The following is a 16,747-nucleotide window of genomic DNA, read 5'->3' as shown; positions in this document are numbered from 1 at the left end:
CGGACCCGGCCGGGGCGCCGGCCCTCGGACCGGCGGCGCCGGCGGCCTCGGCGGCGGTGGCGGCCCGCTCCCGCTCGGGCGGGGTCACGGACCTCTCCCGGGCGGGGGGCACGGCCCTGCCCGCGGGCCCGGCCGCCCCCGCCCTGCGGGGCGCCGCGGGCCCGTACGGCCTGCGCCGCTCGGCGGCCGCCTCGGGCCCGGCCGGGGCGGCGTCGGGCGCCGGCCCCGCCGCGGAGGATCCGGGGGCGGAGGAGGACGGGCGGACCAGCCACGACGGTTGCGTGGGCGCGCGTCCCTCGGTCACCTTCCGCAGCATCGCCGAGGCCTCGGCGTAGGTGAGGCGCTGGACGGGCTCCTTGCGGAGCAGCCCCTCCAGCACCGGCAGCAGCGGGCCCGCGTTGCGCGCCGGGTCGGGCGGGTCGGTCATGACCGAGTGCATGGTGGCCAGCGGCATCTTGCGGTCGTGCGGGGACCTGCCCTCCACCGCCGCGTACAGCGTCGCGCCCAGGGACCACAGGTCGGACTCCCGGCGGGCGGGCAGGCCGCGCAGCCGCTCCGGCGCGATGAACGCGGGGGTGCCCGCCACGCCGGTCATGGTGAGGGTGCTCTCCGAGTCCAGCTTGGCGATGCCGAAGTCGGTGAGCACGACCCTGCCGTTATGGGCGAGCAGGACGTTCTCCGGCTTGACGTCGCGGTGCAGCACCCCGGCGTCGTGCGCGCTGTGCAGGGCCTCCAGCAGGGCGAGGCCGATCTCCGCCACCCGCCGGGGCGGGAGCGGCCCGTCCTCGCGGAGCACCTGGCCCAGCGAACGGGACGGCACGAGCTGCATGACGATCCAGGGCTGCTCGTTCTCCTCGATCACGTCGTAGACCATGACGACGTTCGGGTGGCTGAGCCGGGCCGCGGCGCGGGCCTCGCGGATCATGCGCTGGTTGAGCGTCTGGACGTCCTCGCCGAGGGCCGCGGAGTAGCGGACCTCCTTGATGGCGACGGTCCGGTCGAGAAGCTCGTCGTGGGCCTTCCAGACCGTGCCCATCCCGCCCCGCCCGATGGGCTCCAGGAGGTGGTAGCGGCCCGCGACGCGTCGCCCTCCCCGGTTCCCCTCCGACTGCATCACCAGCGTCAAACCTCCCTCACAGTGGAGAAGATCCTCCCATAAACAGGGATCTGCCCCGACCCTCCGCGGAGCTGTACCGCCCTACCTGGCAGGAGTGCCGCCCTCACCGCGAGGGCTGTCCGGTATTCGAGACGCCCGTCCCGCACTGTGGCGAATCGGGCGGTGATGGCATAGGGTTGCCCGTATGGACCGCTGTCACGTGTTTACCAGGCCGGCTCGGGAGGGCCGGTCACCCGACGTGTGAACCAGCGACCATCCTGAGCCGGCGAAGGCAGAGACACCGTCTCTGCCTTTTTTGCTTCCCGCACCCGCCGGTCCGCAGGACGCGCACCGGCCGATCACCTGGAGCCGAGATGTCGTTGACCGTACGGCCGGCCGCGCGGGCGCGGCGCGGGACCGTCCGCCTGGGAACGCTCGAGCTGGGCGGCGGCCCGGCCGTGGTGATCGGCGGCCCCGGCGCGGACGCCCGCCTGGTCGACCTGCGCGCGCCGCACGGGCGGCCGATCACCGCCGAGGCGCTGTCGGCGGTCCGGGGCGCCTGGGCCGGGCCGGTCCTGGTGGAGCCGTCCGGCTCCGACGACCTGCCGCGCATCGCCGCGACGGCCGACGGAGTGCTGGTCGGGGCGGCCTGGACGAGGGACCTGCGGCTGGTGCGGGCGGTCTCCCGGCTCGGCCTGCCGGTGGTCGTCCAGCGCGGCCCGGCCACGTCCGCGGAGGAGTGGCTCGCCGTCGCCGACTACTGCGCGGCCGAGGCGGGCGAGAAGGTGGTGCTCTGCGAGGGCGGCGGGCGCGGCAGGCCCGGCGCGGCGGCGGCCCCGCCGGACCTGGCACTGATGCGCGCGGCCGGGGAGCGGTCCGGTCGCCCCGTCCTGGCCGGGCTGGGCGGCGACCCGTCCCTCGCCGCCGCCGCGGTCGCCGCCGGCGCCGACGGGCTGCTGCTGGCCCCGGACCCGGCGCCGGAGACCACCGCCGCCGCGCAGGAGGCCGTACGGGTCATCGGCGCGCTGACCCGCAGGGAGGAGCCCGACTCGGTGCTCGCCGCCCGCGGCGCCATCGACCGGGTGGACGCGGCCCTGGCGGTCCTGCTGGAGCGCCGCGCCGAGCTGGCGGGGACGGTCCAGCGGCTCAAGCCGGTCGGCGGGTTCGCCGGGCGCGACATGGAGCGCGAGCGCCGCCTGGTCGCGGAGATGGCCCGCCGGGCCCCCTCCCTGGGCGAGGCCCGGCTGGCGCCCATCATGAACGCCGTCATCGAGGCGGGGCTGCACCTGGCGGAGGAGCGCCGCGCCCGCGAGGCCGGGGGGCCGGAGCGGGGCGGCCCGTGCGCCGCGGCGGACGGGCACGGGGAGGAGGAGGGCGGCCGGACCCCGCGCGCCGGGAAACGGGCGTAAGCTTCCCCTCGCCGGGGTGGGACAAGGGGAAGGACGAGGCCGCATGCCCGACTCGTTTGTGCATCTTCACGTTCACACGGAGTACTCCATGCTCGATGGAGCCGCCCGTCTGAAGCAGATGTTCAAGCAGGTCGGCGAGCTCGGCATGCCCGCCATCGCGATCACCGACCACGGCAACATGCACGGCGCCTACGACTTCTACAAGCAGGCCACCGGGGCCGGGGTCAAGCCGATCATCGGCATCGAGGCCTACGTCGCCCCGGCCTCGCGCCACCAGAAGAAGCCGGTGCTGTGGGGCGAGCCGCACCAGAAGAAGGACGACGTCTCGGCGGGCGGCTACTACACCCACATGACCATCTGGGCGCGCAACGAGCGCGGCCTGAAGAACCTCATGAAGCTCAGCTCGCGGGCCTACACCGAGGGCTTCGTGCGCAAGTGGGCCCGGATGGACGCCGAGATCCTCGCCGAGCACGCCGAGGGCCTGATGGCCACGACCGGCTGCCCGTCGGGCGAGGTGCAGACCCGCCTGCGCCTGGGCCAGTACGACGAGGCGCTGGCCGCCGCAGCGAAGTACCAGGAGATCTTCGGCAAGGAGAACTACTTCCTGGAGATCATGGACCACGGCCTCGAGATCGAGCGCCGGGTCCGCGACGGGCTCACCCGCATCAGCCGGGAACTGGGCATCCCGCCGGTGGTCACCAACGACTCGCACTACACCTACGAGTCCGACGCGGCCTCCCACGACGCTCTGCTGTGCATCCAGACCGGCAAGCAGCTGTCGGACCCCGACCGCTTCCGCTTCGACGGCACCGGCTACTACATCAAGACCGCCGACGAGATGCGGGCCCTGGACTCCTCCGACCTGTGGGCCGAGGGCTGCCGCAACACGCTGCTGGTCGCCGAGAAGGTCGACCCGGCCGGCATGTTCACCTACAAGAACCTCATGCCGACCTTCCCGGTCCCCGACGGGATGACGGAGGAGGAGTTCTTCCGCCAGCAGGTCTGGGAGGGCATGCGGCGCCGCTTCCCGGACGGCGTCGACGACGAGCACCGCGCCTGGGTCGAGAAGGAACTGGCCGTCATCATCCAGATGGGCTTCCCGTCCTACTTCCTCGTGGTGGCCGACTTCATCATGTGGGCCAAGCGCAACGGCATCCGGGTGGGGCCGGGCCGAGGCTCGGCGGCGGGCTCCCTGGTGGCCTACGCCCTGGGCATCACCGACCTCGACCCGATCCCGCACGGCCTGATCTTCGAGCGGTTCCTCAACCCCGAGCGCGTCTCCATGCCCGACGTCGACATCGACTTCGACGAGCGCCGGCGCGGCGACGTGATCCGCTACGTGACGGAGAAGTGGGGCTCCGACAAGGTCGCCATGATCGCCACCTTCGGCACCATCAAGGCGAAGGCGGCCATCAAGGACGCGGCCCGCGTCCTGGGCTACCCGTACGCGCTGGGCGACAAGGTCTCCAAGGCGTTCCCGCCCGCGGTGATGGGCAAGGACATCCCGCTCTCGGGGATCTTCGACAAGGACCACCCCCGCTACAACGAGGCCGGCGAGCTGCGCAAGCTGTACGAGGAGGACGTCGACGTCAAGGCGGCGATCGACCTCGGGCGCGGCCTGGAGGGCCTGATCCGGCAGACCGGCGTGCACGCCGCGGGCGTCATCATGTCGTCGGAGGTGCTGACCGACCACATCCCGATCATGCGCCGCGACTCCGACGGCGCGATCATCACGCAGTTCGACTACCCGACCTGCGAGACGCTCGGCCTGCTGAAGATGGACTTCCTGGGCCTGCGCAACCTGACGATCATCGACGACTGCCTGAAGGCCATCGAGGCCAACACCGGCAACAGGATCGAGCTGCTCGACCTGCCGCTGGACGACACCAAGACCTACGAGCTGCTGGCCAAGGGCGACACGCTCGGCGTCTTCCAGCTGGACGGCGGCGGCATGCGCTCGCTGCTGCGCCTGATGAAGCCCGACAACTTCGAGGACATCTCCGCGGCGCTCGCGCTCTACCGGCCCGGCCCGATGGGCGCCAACTCGCACACCAACTACGCGCTGCGCAAGAACGGCCAGCAGGAGATCACCCCGATCCACCCGGAGCTGGAGGAGCCGCTCAGGGAGATCCTCGACACGACCTACGGCCTGATCGTCTACCAGGAGCAGGTCATGGCGATCGCGCAGAAGGTCGCCAACTACTCCCTGGGCGGCGCGGACCTGCTCCGCCGCGCGATGGGCAAGAAGAAGAAGGCCGAGCTCGACAAGCAGTACGAGACCTTCGAAGCCGGCATGAAGGAGAACGGGTTCTCCGCCGCGGCGATCAAGGCGCTCTGGGACATCCTGCTGCCGTTCTCCGACTACGCCTTCAACAAGGCCCACACCGCCGGGTACGGCCTGGTCGCGTACTGGACCGGTTACCTCAAGGCCAACTACCCGGCCGAGTACATGGCCGCGCTGCTCACCTCGGTCAAGGACGACAAGGACAAGTCGGCGCTCTACCTCAACGAGTGCCGCCGCATGGGCATCAAGGTGCTCCCGCCGGACGTCAACGAGTCCGACTTCGACTTCACCGCGCGCGGCAGCGACGTGCGGTTCGGCCTGTCGGCGATCCGCAACGTCGGCGGCAACGTCGTCGACGGCATCCTGGCCGCCCGCAGGGAGAAGGGCCGCTTCACCGACTTCAAGGACTTCCTGCGCAAGGTCCCGGCGATCGTCTGCAACAAGCGGGTCATCGAGTCGCTGATCAAGGCGGGCGCGTTCGACTCCTTCGGCCACGTCCGCAAGGGCCTGGTGATGGTCCACGAGCAGGCGGTGGACGCGGTCATCGACATCAAGAAGAACGAGGCGATCGGGCAGGACTCCCTGTTCGGCGCGGTGGACGGGGCCGAGGACCAGACCTTCGACGTGCAGATCCCGCCGGGGGAGTGGGACAAGACCACCCTGCTGGCGTTCGAGCGGGAGATGCTCGGCCTGTACGTCTCCGACCACCCGCTCTTCGGCGTCGAGCACATCCTCGCCGCCGGGGCCGACTGCTCGGTCGCCGCGCTCCAGGACGAGGGCCGTCCCGACGGCCAGGTCGTGACGGTCGGCGGCATCCTGTCCGGGGTCCAGCGCAAGGTCACCAAGAAGGGCGACACGTGGGTGCTGGCCACGCTGGAGGACCTGGAGGGCGCCATCGAGGTGATGATCTTCCCCTCGGCGTACCAGCTCTGCTCGACGATCCTCGCCGAGGACGCCATCGTCTTCGTCAAGGGACGGCTGGACAAGCGCGAGGACGTCGGCAAGATCATCGCCATGGAGGTGACGGCGCCCGACCTGACCAGCGCCGAGGCGGGCGGGCCGCTGCTGGTGAGCATGGCGCTGAACCGCTGCACCCCGCCGGTGGTCGGCAGGCTCAAGGAGGTCCTGACCACCCACCCCGGCACCACCGAGGTCCGTCTGCACATCCACAACGGGCCGCGGACCACCGTCGTGCGCCTGGACGACCGGCTGCGCGTCTCGCCCTCCCCGGCGCTGATGGGCGACCTGAAGGAGCTGCTGGGCCCCGCCTGCCTGAGCGCGTGACGCCTGCCTGAGCGCGGGACACCGGCCCGGGACCGGCGTCCCGGGCCGGGCCGCGGGCCCGCGGCCCGTCACCCGCGCAACGCCTCCAGCATCCGCTCCAGCGCGGCCTGCGTGTCGGCCAGGTCGCCCGGTCCCGCCGAGCCCGCCAGCCACAGCGCGGCCTCGTTCATCGCACCCGACAGCAGGTGCACCAGGGGCGGGACCGGCTGCGGGGCGATCACCCCCGCCTCGACCAGGGCGGTGAGCGCCTCGGCCAGGTGGCGGGCCGAGGCGGCCTCGTCGAGCGCGCGCCATTCGCTCCAGCCCAGTACGGCGGGCCCGTCGACGAGCATGATCTGCTGGATCTCCGGGTCGGCGCCGGCCGCGAGGAACGCCCGGCATCCGGCGACGAGCCGCGCCCAGGGATCGTCCTGGGCGTCGGCGGCCGCGGCCACCGCCCGGGCCACCTCCTGCTGCACCTGCTCCAGGACGGCGCGGAACAGGTCGCTCTTGCCCTCGAAGTGGTGGTAGAGCGCGCCCTTGGTCACCCCGGCGGCGCGGACGATCTCCGACAGCCCCACCGCGCCGTACCCCCGGGCCGCGAACAGGCGCCTGCCCTCGCGCAGCAGCGCCTGCCTGGTCCGCTCCCGCTGCAGCGCCCTGCCGCCGTGCGTCATCTGCCGTGCTCCCGCCCGTTGACATACCGATGGTACGCCAATACGTTACCCTCACATACCGACGGTATGTGAAGGAGGGGCGCATGGATCTGACCGGCTTCTATCCGGTGATATGCAGCTCGCGGCTGGCGGAGTCCCGTGACTTCTACACCCGCCTGCTGGGGTTCGAGCCGACGTTCGAGGCCGACTGGTACGTGAGCCTGCGGCGTCGGCGGACGCCGCAGTACGAGCTGGCGCTGCTCGACCACGGCCACCCGACGCTGCCGCAGGCCTACCGGTTCCCGGTGCGGGGGCTGCTGCTGAACTTCGAGGTGGAGGACGTGGACGCGGAGTGGGAGCGGCTCGTCGTCCGCGAAGGGCTCCGGCCCGAGCTGGAACTGCGCAGTGAGGACTTCGGCCAGCGGCACTTCATCGTGGCCGACCCCGACGGCGTCCTGATCGACGTCATCACCCCCATCGCCCCCTCCGCGTCCTACGCCGGGCAGTACGTCGGCGGATGATCGGGGACCCGGCCGCCCGCGCGCTGGAGCCGCGGGAGCGGGCCGGGGCGCCGTCAGGCCGGGGCGGGCACGCCCAGGTGCCGGGAGAGCCACCCGGTGACGGTCCGGACGAACGACACCCGGTTGGCGGGCCGCCGGATCTCGTGCCCCTCGTCCTCGAAGAGCAGCAGGTCGCAGGGGACGCCCCGGGCCCGGGCCGCCCGGACCGCCTGCTCGGCCTCGTACAGCGGGACGTTGGTGTCCTGGGTCCCGTGCACCACCAGCAGCGGCGCGGTCAGCCGGTCGAAGGAGTGCAGCGGGGACAGGGCGCGCAGCAGGTCGCGGTCGGCGACGGGATGGCCGTACTCGCTGACGGCCGCCGCGGCGATCCACGGCTCGGTCCGCTCGTAGAAGGTCGCGAAGTCGGCCATGCCGCAGACGTCGACCCCCGCCCGGAAGAGGGCGGGGTGGGCCACGAGGGAGGCCAGTGTCAGGTAGCCGCCGTAGGAGTGCCCCATGCAGGCGATCCGGCCGGGGTCGGCGGCGCCGAGCCGTACCAGCTCGGCCGCGCAGTCGGCGACGTCGTCGATCGCGTGGAAGCGGAGCGCGAGGTCGTCGGCCTCGCGGAAGGCGCGCCCGGACCCCGACGAGCCGCGGACGTTCGGCGCGAACACCCCGATCCCGGCGGCCAGCAGGTTCTGGAAGAGCGGGTTGAAGGCGGGCCGCTCCTCGCTCTCGGGACCGCCGTGCAGGTAGACGGTGAAAGGTGACGGGCCCGACGCGCCGGGGACCCGGTACAGCCAGCCGGACAGCCCCAGCCCGTCGCGGGCGGTCAGGCGCACCGGCTCGGCCCCGGCCGCCCCGGCCAGCGGGCCTGCTCCCGCGACCCGCCGGTAGCGGCCGGTCTCCAGGTCGCACAGGAGCACGTGGGAGGGCTGGCCGGGCCCCTCGGCGGCCAGGACGGCCGTCTCGTCGTCCAGGGAGACCCTGATGGAGGTGACCACCTCGGCGGGCGGCGGCGGGAGCGGCCGGAGCGCTCCGGTGTCCGTCTCGAGCACCTCCAGCTCCGACAGGCCGCCGGCGTTCCACACCAGCACGATCCGGCGGCCGTCGGCGCTCAGCGCGAACCGGTCCAGCTCGGCGTCGGGGCGCTCGGCCAGCACGACGGGCTCGCCGGCCCCGGCGCCCCCGCCCGCCGCGGGGCCGACGGCCACCGCGACCAGCGCGGCCCGGTCGCGGCCGGCGTCGGACAGCAGGTAGGCGATCCGCCCGTCGGCGGAGAGGATGCCGTAGTCGGTGCTGCCGGGAAGTCCCGCCAGCAGCGGCGTCCGCCCGCCGTCCGGCGCGTCGCCCGCGGGGCCCCCGGAAGGGCCGGAGGGGAGGGTCCGCAGGCCCGAGGCCAGGTCCGCCACGTGCATCCGCCGCCGGCCGCGCGGGCCGCGCCGGAGCAGCAGCCGGGCGTGGTCGCGGCTGATCGCCTCCGGATGGAGCAGCGTCCCGGCCGCGACGACCTCCCGCTCGCCGGAGGCGGCGTCGATCAGCACCGCCTCGGTCCGGCCCGCCGCGTCGGTCTCGGCGACGAGGAGGTCCTCGCCCCGGCCGGTCCAGCGCACGAACGACGCCGACCCGCCCTCCGGCGCGGCCAGCGGGCGCAGGTCGCCCCCGCCGGGGCGCACCGTCCACACCTGCGTGTGCTCCCCGCCGCCCGGTACGACGAGGACGGCCAGCCGGGCGCCGGTCGGGGCCCAGCTCACGTCGGCGACCGGCTCCGGGCCGGTGCCGACGGGCAGGGCCGCCGCCTCCCCGCGCAGGGACCGGATCCAGACGCGCGGTGATCCGCCCTCGTCGCTGACGTAGGCGACGGCGCTCACGTCCGGCGCCAGGGCGGGCGCCCGGCAGTGCCAGGCGTCCAGGCTCGCCTCCGCCGGCAGGTGGGGCCGGGCGCCGAGGACGACGCCGGGGGGCGCGCCGCGGATCGCCGTCACCGGATCCCCCTGGCCTGCAGCCACAGTTCCAGGAGCCCGATCTGCCACAGCACGTTCACCCCGAGGGGGGTGCGGTGCTCGCCGGGCGCGGCGAGCAGCCCGTCCACGTACTCCCGGCGGAACAGGCCGCGGGCGCGTGCGGTCGGCCCGGTCAGCGCGTCGCGCACCAGCTCCAGCAGGGGCCCGTCGATGTGCCGGACGGCCGGCACCGGGAAGTAGCCCTTGGGCCGGTCGACGACCTCGGCGGGCAGCAGCGTGCGCGCGGCGTCCTTGAGCACGCCCTTGCCCCCGGAGGCGAGCTTGAGCTCGGGAGGGCAGGCCGCGGCCAGCTCGACCAGCTCGTGGTCGAGGAACGGCGTGCGGGCCTCCAGCCCGAAGGCCATCGTCATGTTGTCCACGCGCTTGGCCGGATCGTCGGGGAGCATCACCGTGGTCTCCAGACGCAGCACCGCGTCCAGCGCGGTCTCGGCGCCGGGCGCGGCGAGGCACCGCTCGACGAACGCGGTGCTGACGTCCTCGTCCACCAGGCGGCCGGGGGCCAGGATCCCGGCCAGCTCCGCGTGCGGGCGGTCGAAGAACTCCCGGGCGTAGACGGCGGCCGCCTGCCCGCGCGCCACGCCGGCCAGCGGCGGGAACCAGCTGTAGCCGGCGAAGACCTCGTCGGCGCCCTGGCCGGACTGCACGACCGAGACGTGTTTGGATACCTCCTCCGACAGCAGGTGGAAGGCGACGCAGTCGTGGCTGGCCATCGGCTCGCTCATCGCCGCCACCGTGCGCTCCAGCGCGGGCGGCAGCCGGGTGTCGTCGATGAGGATGCGGTGGTGGTCGGTGCCGAACTCCCGGGCCACCAGGTCGGAGTAGAAGAACTCGTCCCCGGGCTCGCCGCCGGCGCCGTGGAAGCCGATGCTGAAGGTCGTCAGGTCCGTCTGGCCCTCCTCGGCCAGCAGGGCGACGATCAGGCTGGAGTCCAGGCCGCCGGAGAGCAGCACGCCCACCGGCACGTCCGCGACCATGCGCCGGCGCACGGCCGCGCGCAGGCGCTCCAGCACGGCCTCGCGCCACTCGCCGGCCGGCCAGGCGGCGGCCCCGGGCAGGGCCGAGCGGGTGTACGGCGGATCCCAGTAGCGGTGGTCGGTGACGGTGCCGTCGGGCTCGACGGTGCGCACGGTGGCCGCGGGGAGCTTGCGCACGCCGGTCAGGATCGTGCGCTCACCGGGGACCAGCGAGTGGAAGGTCATGTAGTGGTGCAGGGCCACCGGGTCGATGCCGGTGTCGACGCCGCCGCCGGCCAGCAGCGCGGGCAGGGTGGAGGCGAAGCGGAGCCGCGCGGAGTCCTGGGCGAGGTACATCGGCTTGATGCCGAGCCGGTCGCGGCCGAGGACCAGCCGGCCGGTGTCGCGCTCGGCGACGGCGAAGGCGAACATGCCCTTGAAGTGCTCGACGCAGCCGGGCCCCCAGCGGTGGTAGGCCTTGACCAGCACCTCGGTGTCGGAGGCGGAGAAGAAGCGGTAGCCGGCGGCGCGCAGTTCCTCGCGCAGCTCACGGTAGTTGTACAGGCAGCCGTTGAAGACCGCGACCAGGCCGAGCTCGCCGTCGGCCATCGGCTGGGCGGCCTTGCCGGACAGATCGATGATCTTCAGGCGCCGGTGGCCGAAGGCCACCGGGCCCTGCGACCACAGGCCCGACCCGTCGGGGCCGCGCTCGCGCATCGCGCACGTCATCCGGTCCACGGCGCCGACGTCGGCGCCGTGGCCGTCGAACCTGATCTCACCGCTCAGTCCGCACACTCTCTGTCACTCCTGGAAATCGCGTGTTCTCAGATCTGCCGATGGGTCCGGTGCCCCGTATCCGCGGCCCGCGCGGGGGCGGCGTCACCCCCGTCGGCGGACCGCCGCCCGGCGCCGGGGCCCGCGGGGCGCCGCCGTCACGCGGGCCTCAGCACGCGGAGCGGGTCTCGGCCAGCACGAGATCGACGACGTCGGCCAGCCGGCCCTCGCGGGCGAACGCCGCGCGCTGGCGGGCCGCGGAACCGCCCCGTGCCAGCGCCTCCCCGGCCAGGGACGTGACGAGATCCCAGTCGCCGGCCTCCTCCAGCTGCGGGCGCAGGCCGTCCACCATCCGCCGGATCACCTCGGCGGCCGGCAGCGGCACGCCCTCGACCGGGTCGACGAGCTCGCCCTCCAGCCCGGAGCGCGCCGCCTGCCACGTCGCGGCCCGCACCATCTCCAGCCGGACCGGGCGGCCGGACCCGTCGCGGGCCGCCTGCAGCTCCCGGGCCACCAGCGCCCGGAACAGGCCGGCGATCAGCAGGATGTCGCCGATCAGGGGACAGGAGTCGCAGATCCGCAGCTCGACGGTGGGCACGTGCGCCGACGGGCGGATGTCGAAGTAGATCATGCCGGGGTCGGTGATGACACCGGAGCGTACGAGATCGCCGACCACCCGGTCGTACTCGGCGGCCGATGCGAAGGCGGCCATGGGCCCGGCGGTGGGCCAGCGCTGCCAGATGAGCGGCCGGTAGCCGGCGTAGCCGGTGTCGGCGCCCAGCCAGTACGGCGAGCTGGCGCTCAGCGCCAGGAGCGGAGGGGCCCAGGGCGCCAGGCGGTGGGCCACGGTGACGGCCAGGTCGCGGTTGTCGACCTCGGCGTGCACCTGGGTTCCGCAGATCAGCTGCTCGCGGGTGAGGAGCTGGTAGTCGTCGAGCATCTGCTCGTAGCGCGGGTCCGGGGAGATCTTCAGCGCCTCCACGTCCACCAGCGGCACGCTCCCGGCGGCCGCGATCCCCAGCCCCAGCCCGTCCGCCGCGGTGGTCACCCTGCGGCGCAGCGCGGCCAGGTCGCGTCCCAGGTCCTCCAGGGCGGTCAGGGGCCTGCTGTTGGCCTCCACCACCGACCGCTGCAGCTCGTGGGTGAAGCTGTCCTCCGGCAGCTGCTGCAGCAGCAGACCGCCGCGCGGAACCAGCCGCCGGGTCTCGGCGTCCACGACGTGGAACTCCTCCTCGACGCCGACTGTGATCGGCCTCGCGCCATCCGCCACTGTGACCACCTCATGAAGTGCGCCTGCCTAACGGGACTCACCGCTCTTTGCCCGGAAAACGGGCCTCTGCACTTCACGGACGGTCACAGTGGCGCCCGCGGGCCGCTCAGCGGTCGGGGTCGCGCCCGGGCCGGTCGCGCTTCCAGCCCCGGCCGGGCCGCCAGCTCCGCCCGGGCCGCCACCCGCGTCCCGGGCGCTGCCATCTGCGGTCGCGCTTCCACTGCCGGCCGGGGCGCTGCCATCTGCGGTCGTGCTGCCAGGAGCGGTCGGGGAGCCGCCAGGTGCGGCCGCGGGCCCGGCCGCGCCCCTCGCCGCCCGCCCCGGGGCGCCCGGCCTTGGCCGCCTTGGCCGGGCGGGGGGTCGAGCCGCCGCCGAAGCGCTTGACGTCCGGGGGGTGGAAGGAGGCGGCCCGCACGCCGCGCAGCGCGGCGGACATGGAGGCGGTCCAGATCGGGCCGGGCAGCGAGGCCCCCTGGACGCTGCCGTAGTACCGGCCGCCGATCTCCACGTTCCGGAGCGGGTGCCGGTAGGAGCCGCGGATGTCGCCCACGCTGACCGCCGCGGCCAGCTGGGGGGTGTACCCGGCGAACCAGGCGGAGGTGTAGCCGTTGTTGGTGCCGGTCTTGCCCGCGGCCGGGCGGCCGATGCCCTGGCCCCGCATGGTCCCCCTGCTGAACACCCCGCTCAGCACGCGGTTCACCGCGTCGGCCACGCCCCGGTCGATCGCCTGGTGGCAGCTGGGCGCGATCGGCACGCGCCGGCCGTTCCGGTCGGTGACCGCGGTGATCGCCATCGGGCGGCAGTAGCGGCCCCGCGCGGCGAAGGCGGCGTACGCCGCGGCGACCGTCAGCGGGTCCATCTCGTTGATCCCGAGGGTGAAGGTCGGGACCTCCTTCAGCGGGGTGCCGTCCGCCCGGGCGATGCCGAGCGCCTTGGCGGTGCGCACCACCCGGCAGAGGCCGACCCGCTGCTCCAGCATCATGAAGAAGATGTTCACCGACTTCCAGGTGCCGGTGGAGATGCTGTAGGCGCCGCCCCGGCGGCCGCCGTCGGCGTTGAAGATCCTGGCGCGGGGGTCGTTGACCGCGCGGCCCCGGCAGTCGGTGAACCCCCGGGCGGGCACGAACAGGCCGGGGGTGGCGAAGCCCTTGCCGAACCGCCAGCCCTGGCGCAGCGCGGTGGCCAGGGTGAACACCTTGAACGTCGAGCCGGCCTGGAAGCCCATCCCGCCGCCGTGGGCGGCGTCGGCGGGCAGGTTGAAGGTGGTGCGCGGACCGTGCCTGCGGTTGCCGGGGTTGCGCCCGTACCGCTTGCTCGCCGCCAGCGCCCGGATCCACCCGGTTCCGGGCTCGACCATGGCCTCGGCCGCGACCTCGGTGTCGTGCGGGGAGACCCGCGCCCGGATGGCCCGGTCCGCGGCGCGCTGGGCGGCGGGGTCCAGGGTGGTGCGGATCACCAGGCCGCCCCGGGCCAGGTGACGCTCGCGCTCGGCGCGGGTGTGCCCGAAGACCGGGTTGGTCAGCAGCTCCCGGTGGACGTAGACGCAGAAGTAGGGGTAGGCGCTCTCGCTGCAGCCGCCCGGCGCGGGCCTGAGGCGGAGGTTCAGCGGGCTGCGCCGCGCGGCCTCGGCCTGGTCACGGGTGACGGACCCGACGTCGGCCATCCGGTCGAGCACGAGGTTCCTGCGCTGCTTGAGCCGCTGCTGCTGCTTCCTGCCCAGCGTCGGGTCCGTCCCGTACGGCGTGCGCACCGCCCCGGCCAGCGTCGCCGCCTGCGCCAGGGAGAGCCGGGAGGCCGGGACCGAGAAGAAGCGCTGGGCCGCGGCCTCCACCCCGAACGCGCCGGCGCCGAAGTAGGCGATGTTGAGGTAGCGCTCCAGGATCTGCGGCTTGGTGTACTTCTTCTCCATCGCCAGCGCGTACCGCAGTTCGGTGATCTTGCGCCGCAGGTTCGGCGCCTGGGCCCGGGCGCGCTCGGCGTCGGTCTCGGCGCCGGCGACCAGGATGTTCTTCACCAGCTGCTGGGTGAGGGAGGAGCCGCCCTGCCGCACTCCGCCCGCCTGGGTGTTGGTGATCAGCGCGCGGAGCGTGCCCTTGACGTCCAGGCCGCCGTGCTGGAAGAACCGGGCGTCCTCGACCGCCACGATCGCGTCGCGCATGACGGGCGCGACCCGGTCGAGGCCCACGATCAGCCGGTTCTCCGAGTAGAACTGGGCGAACGGGCGGCCGCGGGCGTCCAGGAGCACGGTGCGCTCCGGGAGCGGGTCCTCGCGCGGGCTGGGGGGCAGGTCGAGGAAGGTGCCCCTGACCTGCCGCACCGCGAGGTCGGTGGCGCCGACCAGCGGCAGCGCGGCCACCGTCGCCAGCAGGCCTCCGAGCATCCCGCAGACGAGCAGGACGCACAGGCAGACGACGGGACCGCGCCTGCCGCGGTCCCCCCGGTCACGTCCCTTGTCGCGTCTGTCGCGTCGTGATGTCACACAGGGTAACGTGCGGCCGGGCGATCACCGGTAAACGCCCGATTGTGAATCCTTACTCGCCCTGCACCTTCTCTCGACGGATGTCCAGCCCGAGCGAGGCGAACTGCTCGAACGGCCGGTGGTAGCCGCGCTCGATGTGGTGCACGCCGCGCAGCGTCGAGGTGCCCTCCGCCGCCGCGGCGGCCAGGACGGCGGAGAAGCCGGCCCGGATGTCGGGCAGCGTCACGTCGGCGCCGCGGAGCTTGGAGACCCCGCGCACCACCGCCGAGTGCTTGGCGTTGGTGTCGTGGTAGCGGCAGGCGGGGCCGCCCAGGCACACGTCGAAGACCTCGATCTCGCAGCCCATCTTCTGCAGCGCGGGCACGTAGACCAGCCGGTTCTCGAAGACCGTCTCGTGCAGCACCGACATGCCCTGGGCCTGCGTGAACAGCACCATCAGCGGCGTCTGCCAGTCGGTCATGAACCCCGGGTGGGTGTCGGTCTGCACCGCGGCGGCGCGCAGCCCGCCGGGGGCCGAGGCCGACAGGTAGTCGTCGGTGATGTCCAGCTGCGCGCCCATCCTGGCCAGCGTGGTGATCGCGGTGACCAGGCGGTCCTGCGGGCAGCCGTGCACCCGGACCTGGCCGCCGGTGATCAGGCCGGCCGCGAGGTAGGAGAACGCCTCGATCCGGTCGCCGTTCAGCCAGGTGGAGGCGCCGTGCAGCCTGTCCACGCCCTCGATCACGATGCGCCGGTCCGGGCTGAGCTCGATGAGCGCGCCCATGCGCTGCAGGAACAGGGCGAGCTCGACGACCTCGGGCTCGGTGGCCGCGCCCTTGAGCACGGTCTTGCCCTCGGCCAGCACGGCCGACATCAGGATGGTCTCGGTGGCGCCGACGCTCGGGTACGGGAGCTCTATCCGGGTGCCGCGCAGCCGCTTGGCCTTGGCGTGGATGCCGGTGTCGCTCACCTCGACCTCGGCGCCCATCGCGCGCAGCGCCTCGACGTGGAAGTCGACCGGCCGCCGCCCGATCGGGTCGCCGCCGACCAGCGGCACGAAGGCCTCGCCCGCCAGGTGCAGCAGCGGGCCGAGCATCAGGATGGGGATGCGGTTGAGGCCGGTGAACGCCTCGGGCACGCGCGGGTTGATCTCGGGGCCGCGCTCGACGAGGATCTCGCGGGGGGTGATCTCCACGTTGATGCCGAGCGCCCGCAGCATCTCCGCGGTGATCCCGACCTCGCCGACGTCCGGGGCGTTCTGGATCATGCTCTCGCCGTCGCCCAGCATGGCGGCCACCATGTGCTTGGAGACGCCGTTCTTGGAGCCGCGCACCTCGACGTCACCGCGGAGCGGGCCGGAGGGTTCGATCAGCCATACCTCTTCGTTCACCTGGACAGCGTAACGGGATCCGAACCACCGCATTGGTATAGACAACCGGATGACTCGGTAACATCGGGCAGAGCGCCATAAGTGGGTGGAGCGCCGGGGTGGGGAGGCCGCTATTGCGCCACGTGCGTGACTTCGCCGTCACCGTGCTCGCCCTGGCGGCGCTCGGAGTCGCCGCCGGCACCCTCTGGTCGTACCTCGCGCCGCGCCCGCCGTACGTGGTGACCGAGCGCGGACCGGTGCTCGCCGACGCCTCCACCCAGGCGCTGATCGCCGCCGACGGCTGGTTCGCCGTCGTCACCGGGGCCCTGGGGCTGGCCTGCGGCGCCGCCGGCTACCTGCTGTCCCGCCGGGGCCGCCCGCTGGCCGTCGTGCTCGGCCTGGCCGCGGGCGGGCTGCTCGCCGGGTACCTCACCACGGTGGTCGGCGGGGCGCTGAACCTGGGCGCGGTGAGCGTGGCCGCCGCGGGCCGGGACGTCCCGGCGGTCGCCGGGCCGCTGAAGCTGACCGCGCAGGGCGTGCTCGTGGCCTGGCCGATGCTCGCCGCCGGCGCCTTCGCCGTGCTGGAGGGCGTCGCGGCCTACCGGGACTCGCCGCTGCGCCGCCCGTTCGGCGGGCACGACCCCTACGGGCCGATCTCCTCCTACGACATCAGCGGCGGGGACCGGTAGGG

Annotated in this window: 10 protein-coding genes and 2 pseudogenes; 5 read left to right on the top strand and 7 right to left on the bottom strand. The window is 73.7% G+C overall.

Annotated features, from left to right (window positions below; genetic code table 11):
• A partial coding sequence (locus ABD823_RS25675) for a serine/threonine-protein kinase (protein WP_344863857.1) occupies positions 1-1,117 on the bottom strand: 1,117 nt, incomplete at its 3' end.
• 353 nt (positions 1,118-1,470) lie between these two features.
• Between ABD823_RS25675 and ABD823_RS25670 the strand changes: the two are divergent.
• The 3 genes and pseudogenes from ABD823_RS25670 to dnaE all read left to right on the top strand — a co-directional run.
• Positions 1,471-1,914, top strand: a pseudogene (locus ABD823_RS25670) (hypothetical protein); the annotation flags it as partial.
• Positions 1,915-2,112: 198 nt separating this feature from the next.
• Positions 2,113-2,406: pseudogene (locus ABD823_RS25665) on the top strand (chorismate mutase); the annotation flags it as partial.
• A gap of 142 nt (positions 2,407-2,548) precedes the next feature.
• Positions 2,549-6,073: a DNA polymerase III subunit alpha gene (gene dnaE / locus ABD823_RS25660; protein ID WP_344863847.1), complete on the top strand. Its 3,525-nt coding sequence runs from the start codon at positions 2,549-2,551 to the stop codon at positions 6,071-6,073.
• Positions 6,074-6,141: 68 nt separating this feature from the next.
• Here dnaE and ABD823_RS25655 read toward each other — a convergent pair whose 3' ends face one another.
• Positions 6,142-6,729 carry a TetR/AcrR family transcriptional regulator gene (locus ABD823_RS25655; protein ID WP_344863846.1) on the bottom strand — a complete coding sequence of 196 codons (588 nt, stop codon included), beginning with the start codon at positions 6,727-6,729 and terminating at the stop codon, positions 6,142-6,144.
• A gap of 83 nt (positions 6,730-6,812) precedes the next feature.
• Here ABD823_RS25655 and ABD823_RS25650 point away from each other — a divergent pair, with 83 nt between their 5' ends.
• Positions 6,813-7,229, top strand: coding sequence for a VOC family protein (locus ABD823_RS25650; protein ID WP_344863844.1), 417 nt, complete (start codon positions 6,813-6,815; stop codon positions 7,227-7,229).
• 53 nt (positions 7,230-7,282) lie between these two features.
• Here ABD823_RS25650 and ABD823_RS25645 read toward each other — a convergent pair whose 3' ends face one another.
• The 5 genes from ABD823_RS25645 to murA all read right to left on the bottom strand — a co-directional run bounded on the left by ABD823_RS25645 (position 7,283) and on the right by murA (position 16,077).
• A complete protein-coding gene (locus ABD823_RS25645) occupies positions 7,283-9,193 on the bottom strand; it encodes a S9 family peptidase (RefSeq protein WP_344863842.1) in 1,911 nt (636 codons plus the stop codon).
• On the bottom strand, positions 9,190-10,980 hold the full coding sequence (locus ABD823_RS25640) for an N-acetylglutaminylglutamine amidotransferase (protein WP_344863840.1): 1,791 nt from the start codon (positions 10,978-10,980) through the stop codon (positions 9,190-9,192). Before ABD823_RS25640 ends, ABD823_RS25645 begins: the two co-directional genes overlap by 4 nt.
• A 148-nt stretch (positions 10,981-11,128) precedes the next feature.
• Positions 11,129-12,229, bottom strand: a complete 1,101-nt coding sequence (locus tag ABD823_RS25635) for a carboxylate-amine ligase (RefSeq protein ID WP_344863838.1) — start codon at positions 12,227-12,229, stop codon at positions 11,129-11,131.
• 106 nt (positions 12,230-12,335) lie between these two features.
• Positions 12,336-14,708, bottom strand: a complete 2,373-nt coding sequence (locus ABD823_RS25630; protein WP_344863836.1) for a transglycosylase domain-containing protein — start codon at positions 14,706-14,708, stop codon at positions 12,336-12,338.
• A gap of 52 nt (positions 14,709-14,760) precedes the next feature.
• Positions 14,761-16,077 (bottom strand): UDP-N-acetylglucosamine 1-carboxyvinyltransferase, encoded by a 1,317-nt coding sequence (gene murA / locus ABD823_RS25625; protein ID WP_344863834.1) that lies wholly within the window; start codon positions 16,075-16,077, stop codon positions 14,761-14,763.
• 122 nt (positions 16,078-16,199) lie between these two features.
• Here murA and ABD823_RS25620 point away from each other — a divergent pair, with 122 nt between their 5' ends.
• Entirely contained in the window at positions 16,200-16,745 is a 546-nt protein-coding gene (locus ABD823_RS25620; protein ID WP_344863853.1) for a hypothetical protein, read from the top strand.
• Positions 16,746-16,747 lie beyond the last annotated feature (2 nt).

Origin of the sequence: Planomonospora alba (genome assembly GCF_039534085.1) — a bacterium.
Classification (GTDB): domain Bacteria; phylum Actinomycetota; class Actinomycetes; order Streptosporangiales; family Streptosporangiaceae; genus Planomonospora_B; species Planomonospora_B alba.
This window is presented reverse-complemented; position numbering and strand designations above follow the sequence as displayed.

Excerpts from the sequence above, each read along its gene's own strand:
- dnaE (WP_344863847.1), top strand. The coding sequence starts at position 2,549 with ATGCCCGACTCGTTTGTGCATCTTCACGTTCACACGGAGTACTCCATG.
- ABD823_RS25655 (WP_344863846.1), bottom strand. The coding sequence starts at position 6,729 with ATGACGCACGGCGGCAGGGCGCTGCAGCGGGAGCGGACCAGGCAGGCG.
- ABD823_RS25650 (WP_344863844.1), top strand. The coding sequence starts at position 6,813 with ATGGATCTGACCGGCTTCTATCCGGTGATATGCAGCTCGCGGCTGGCG.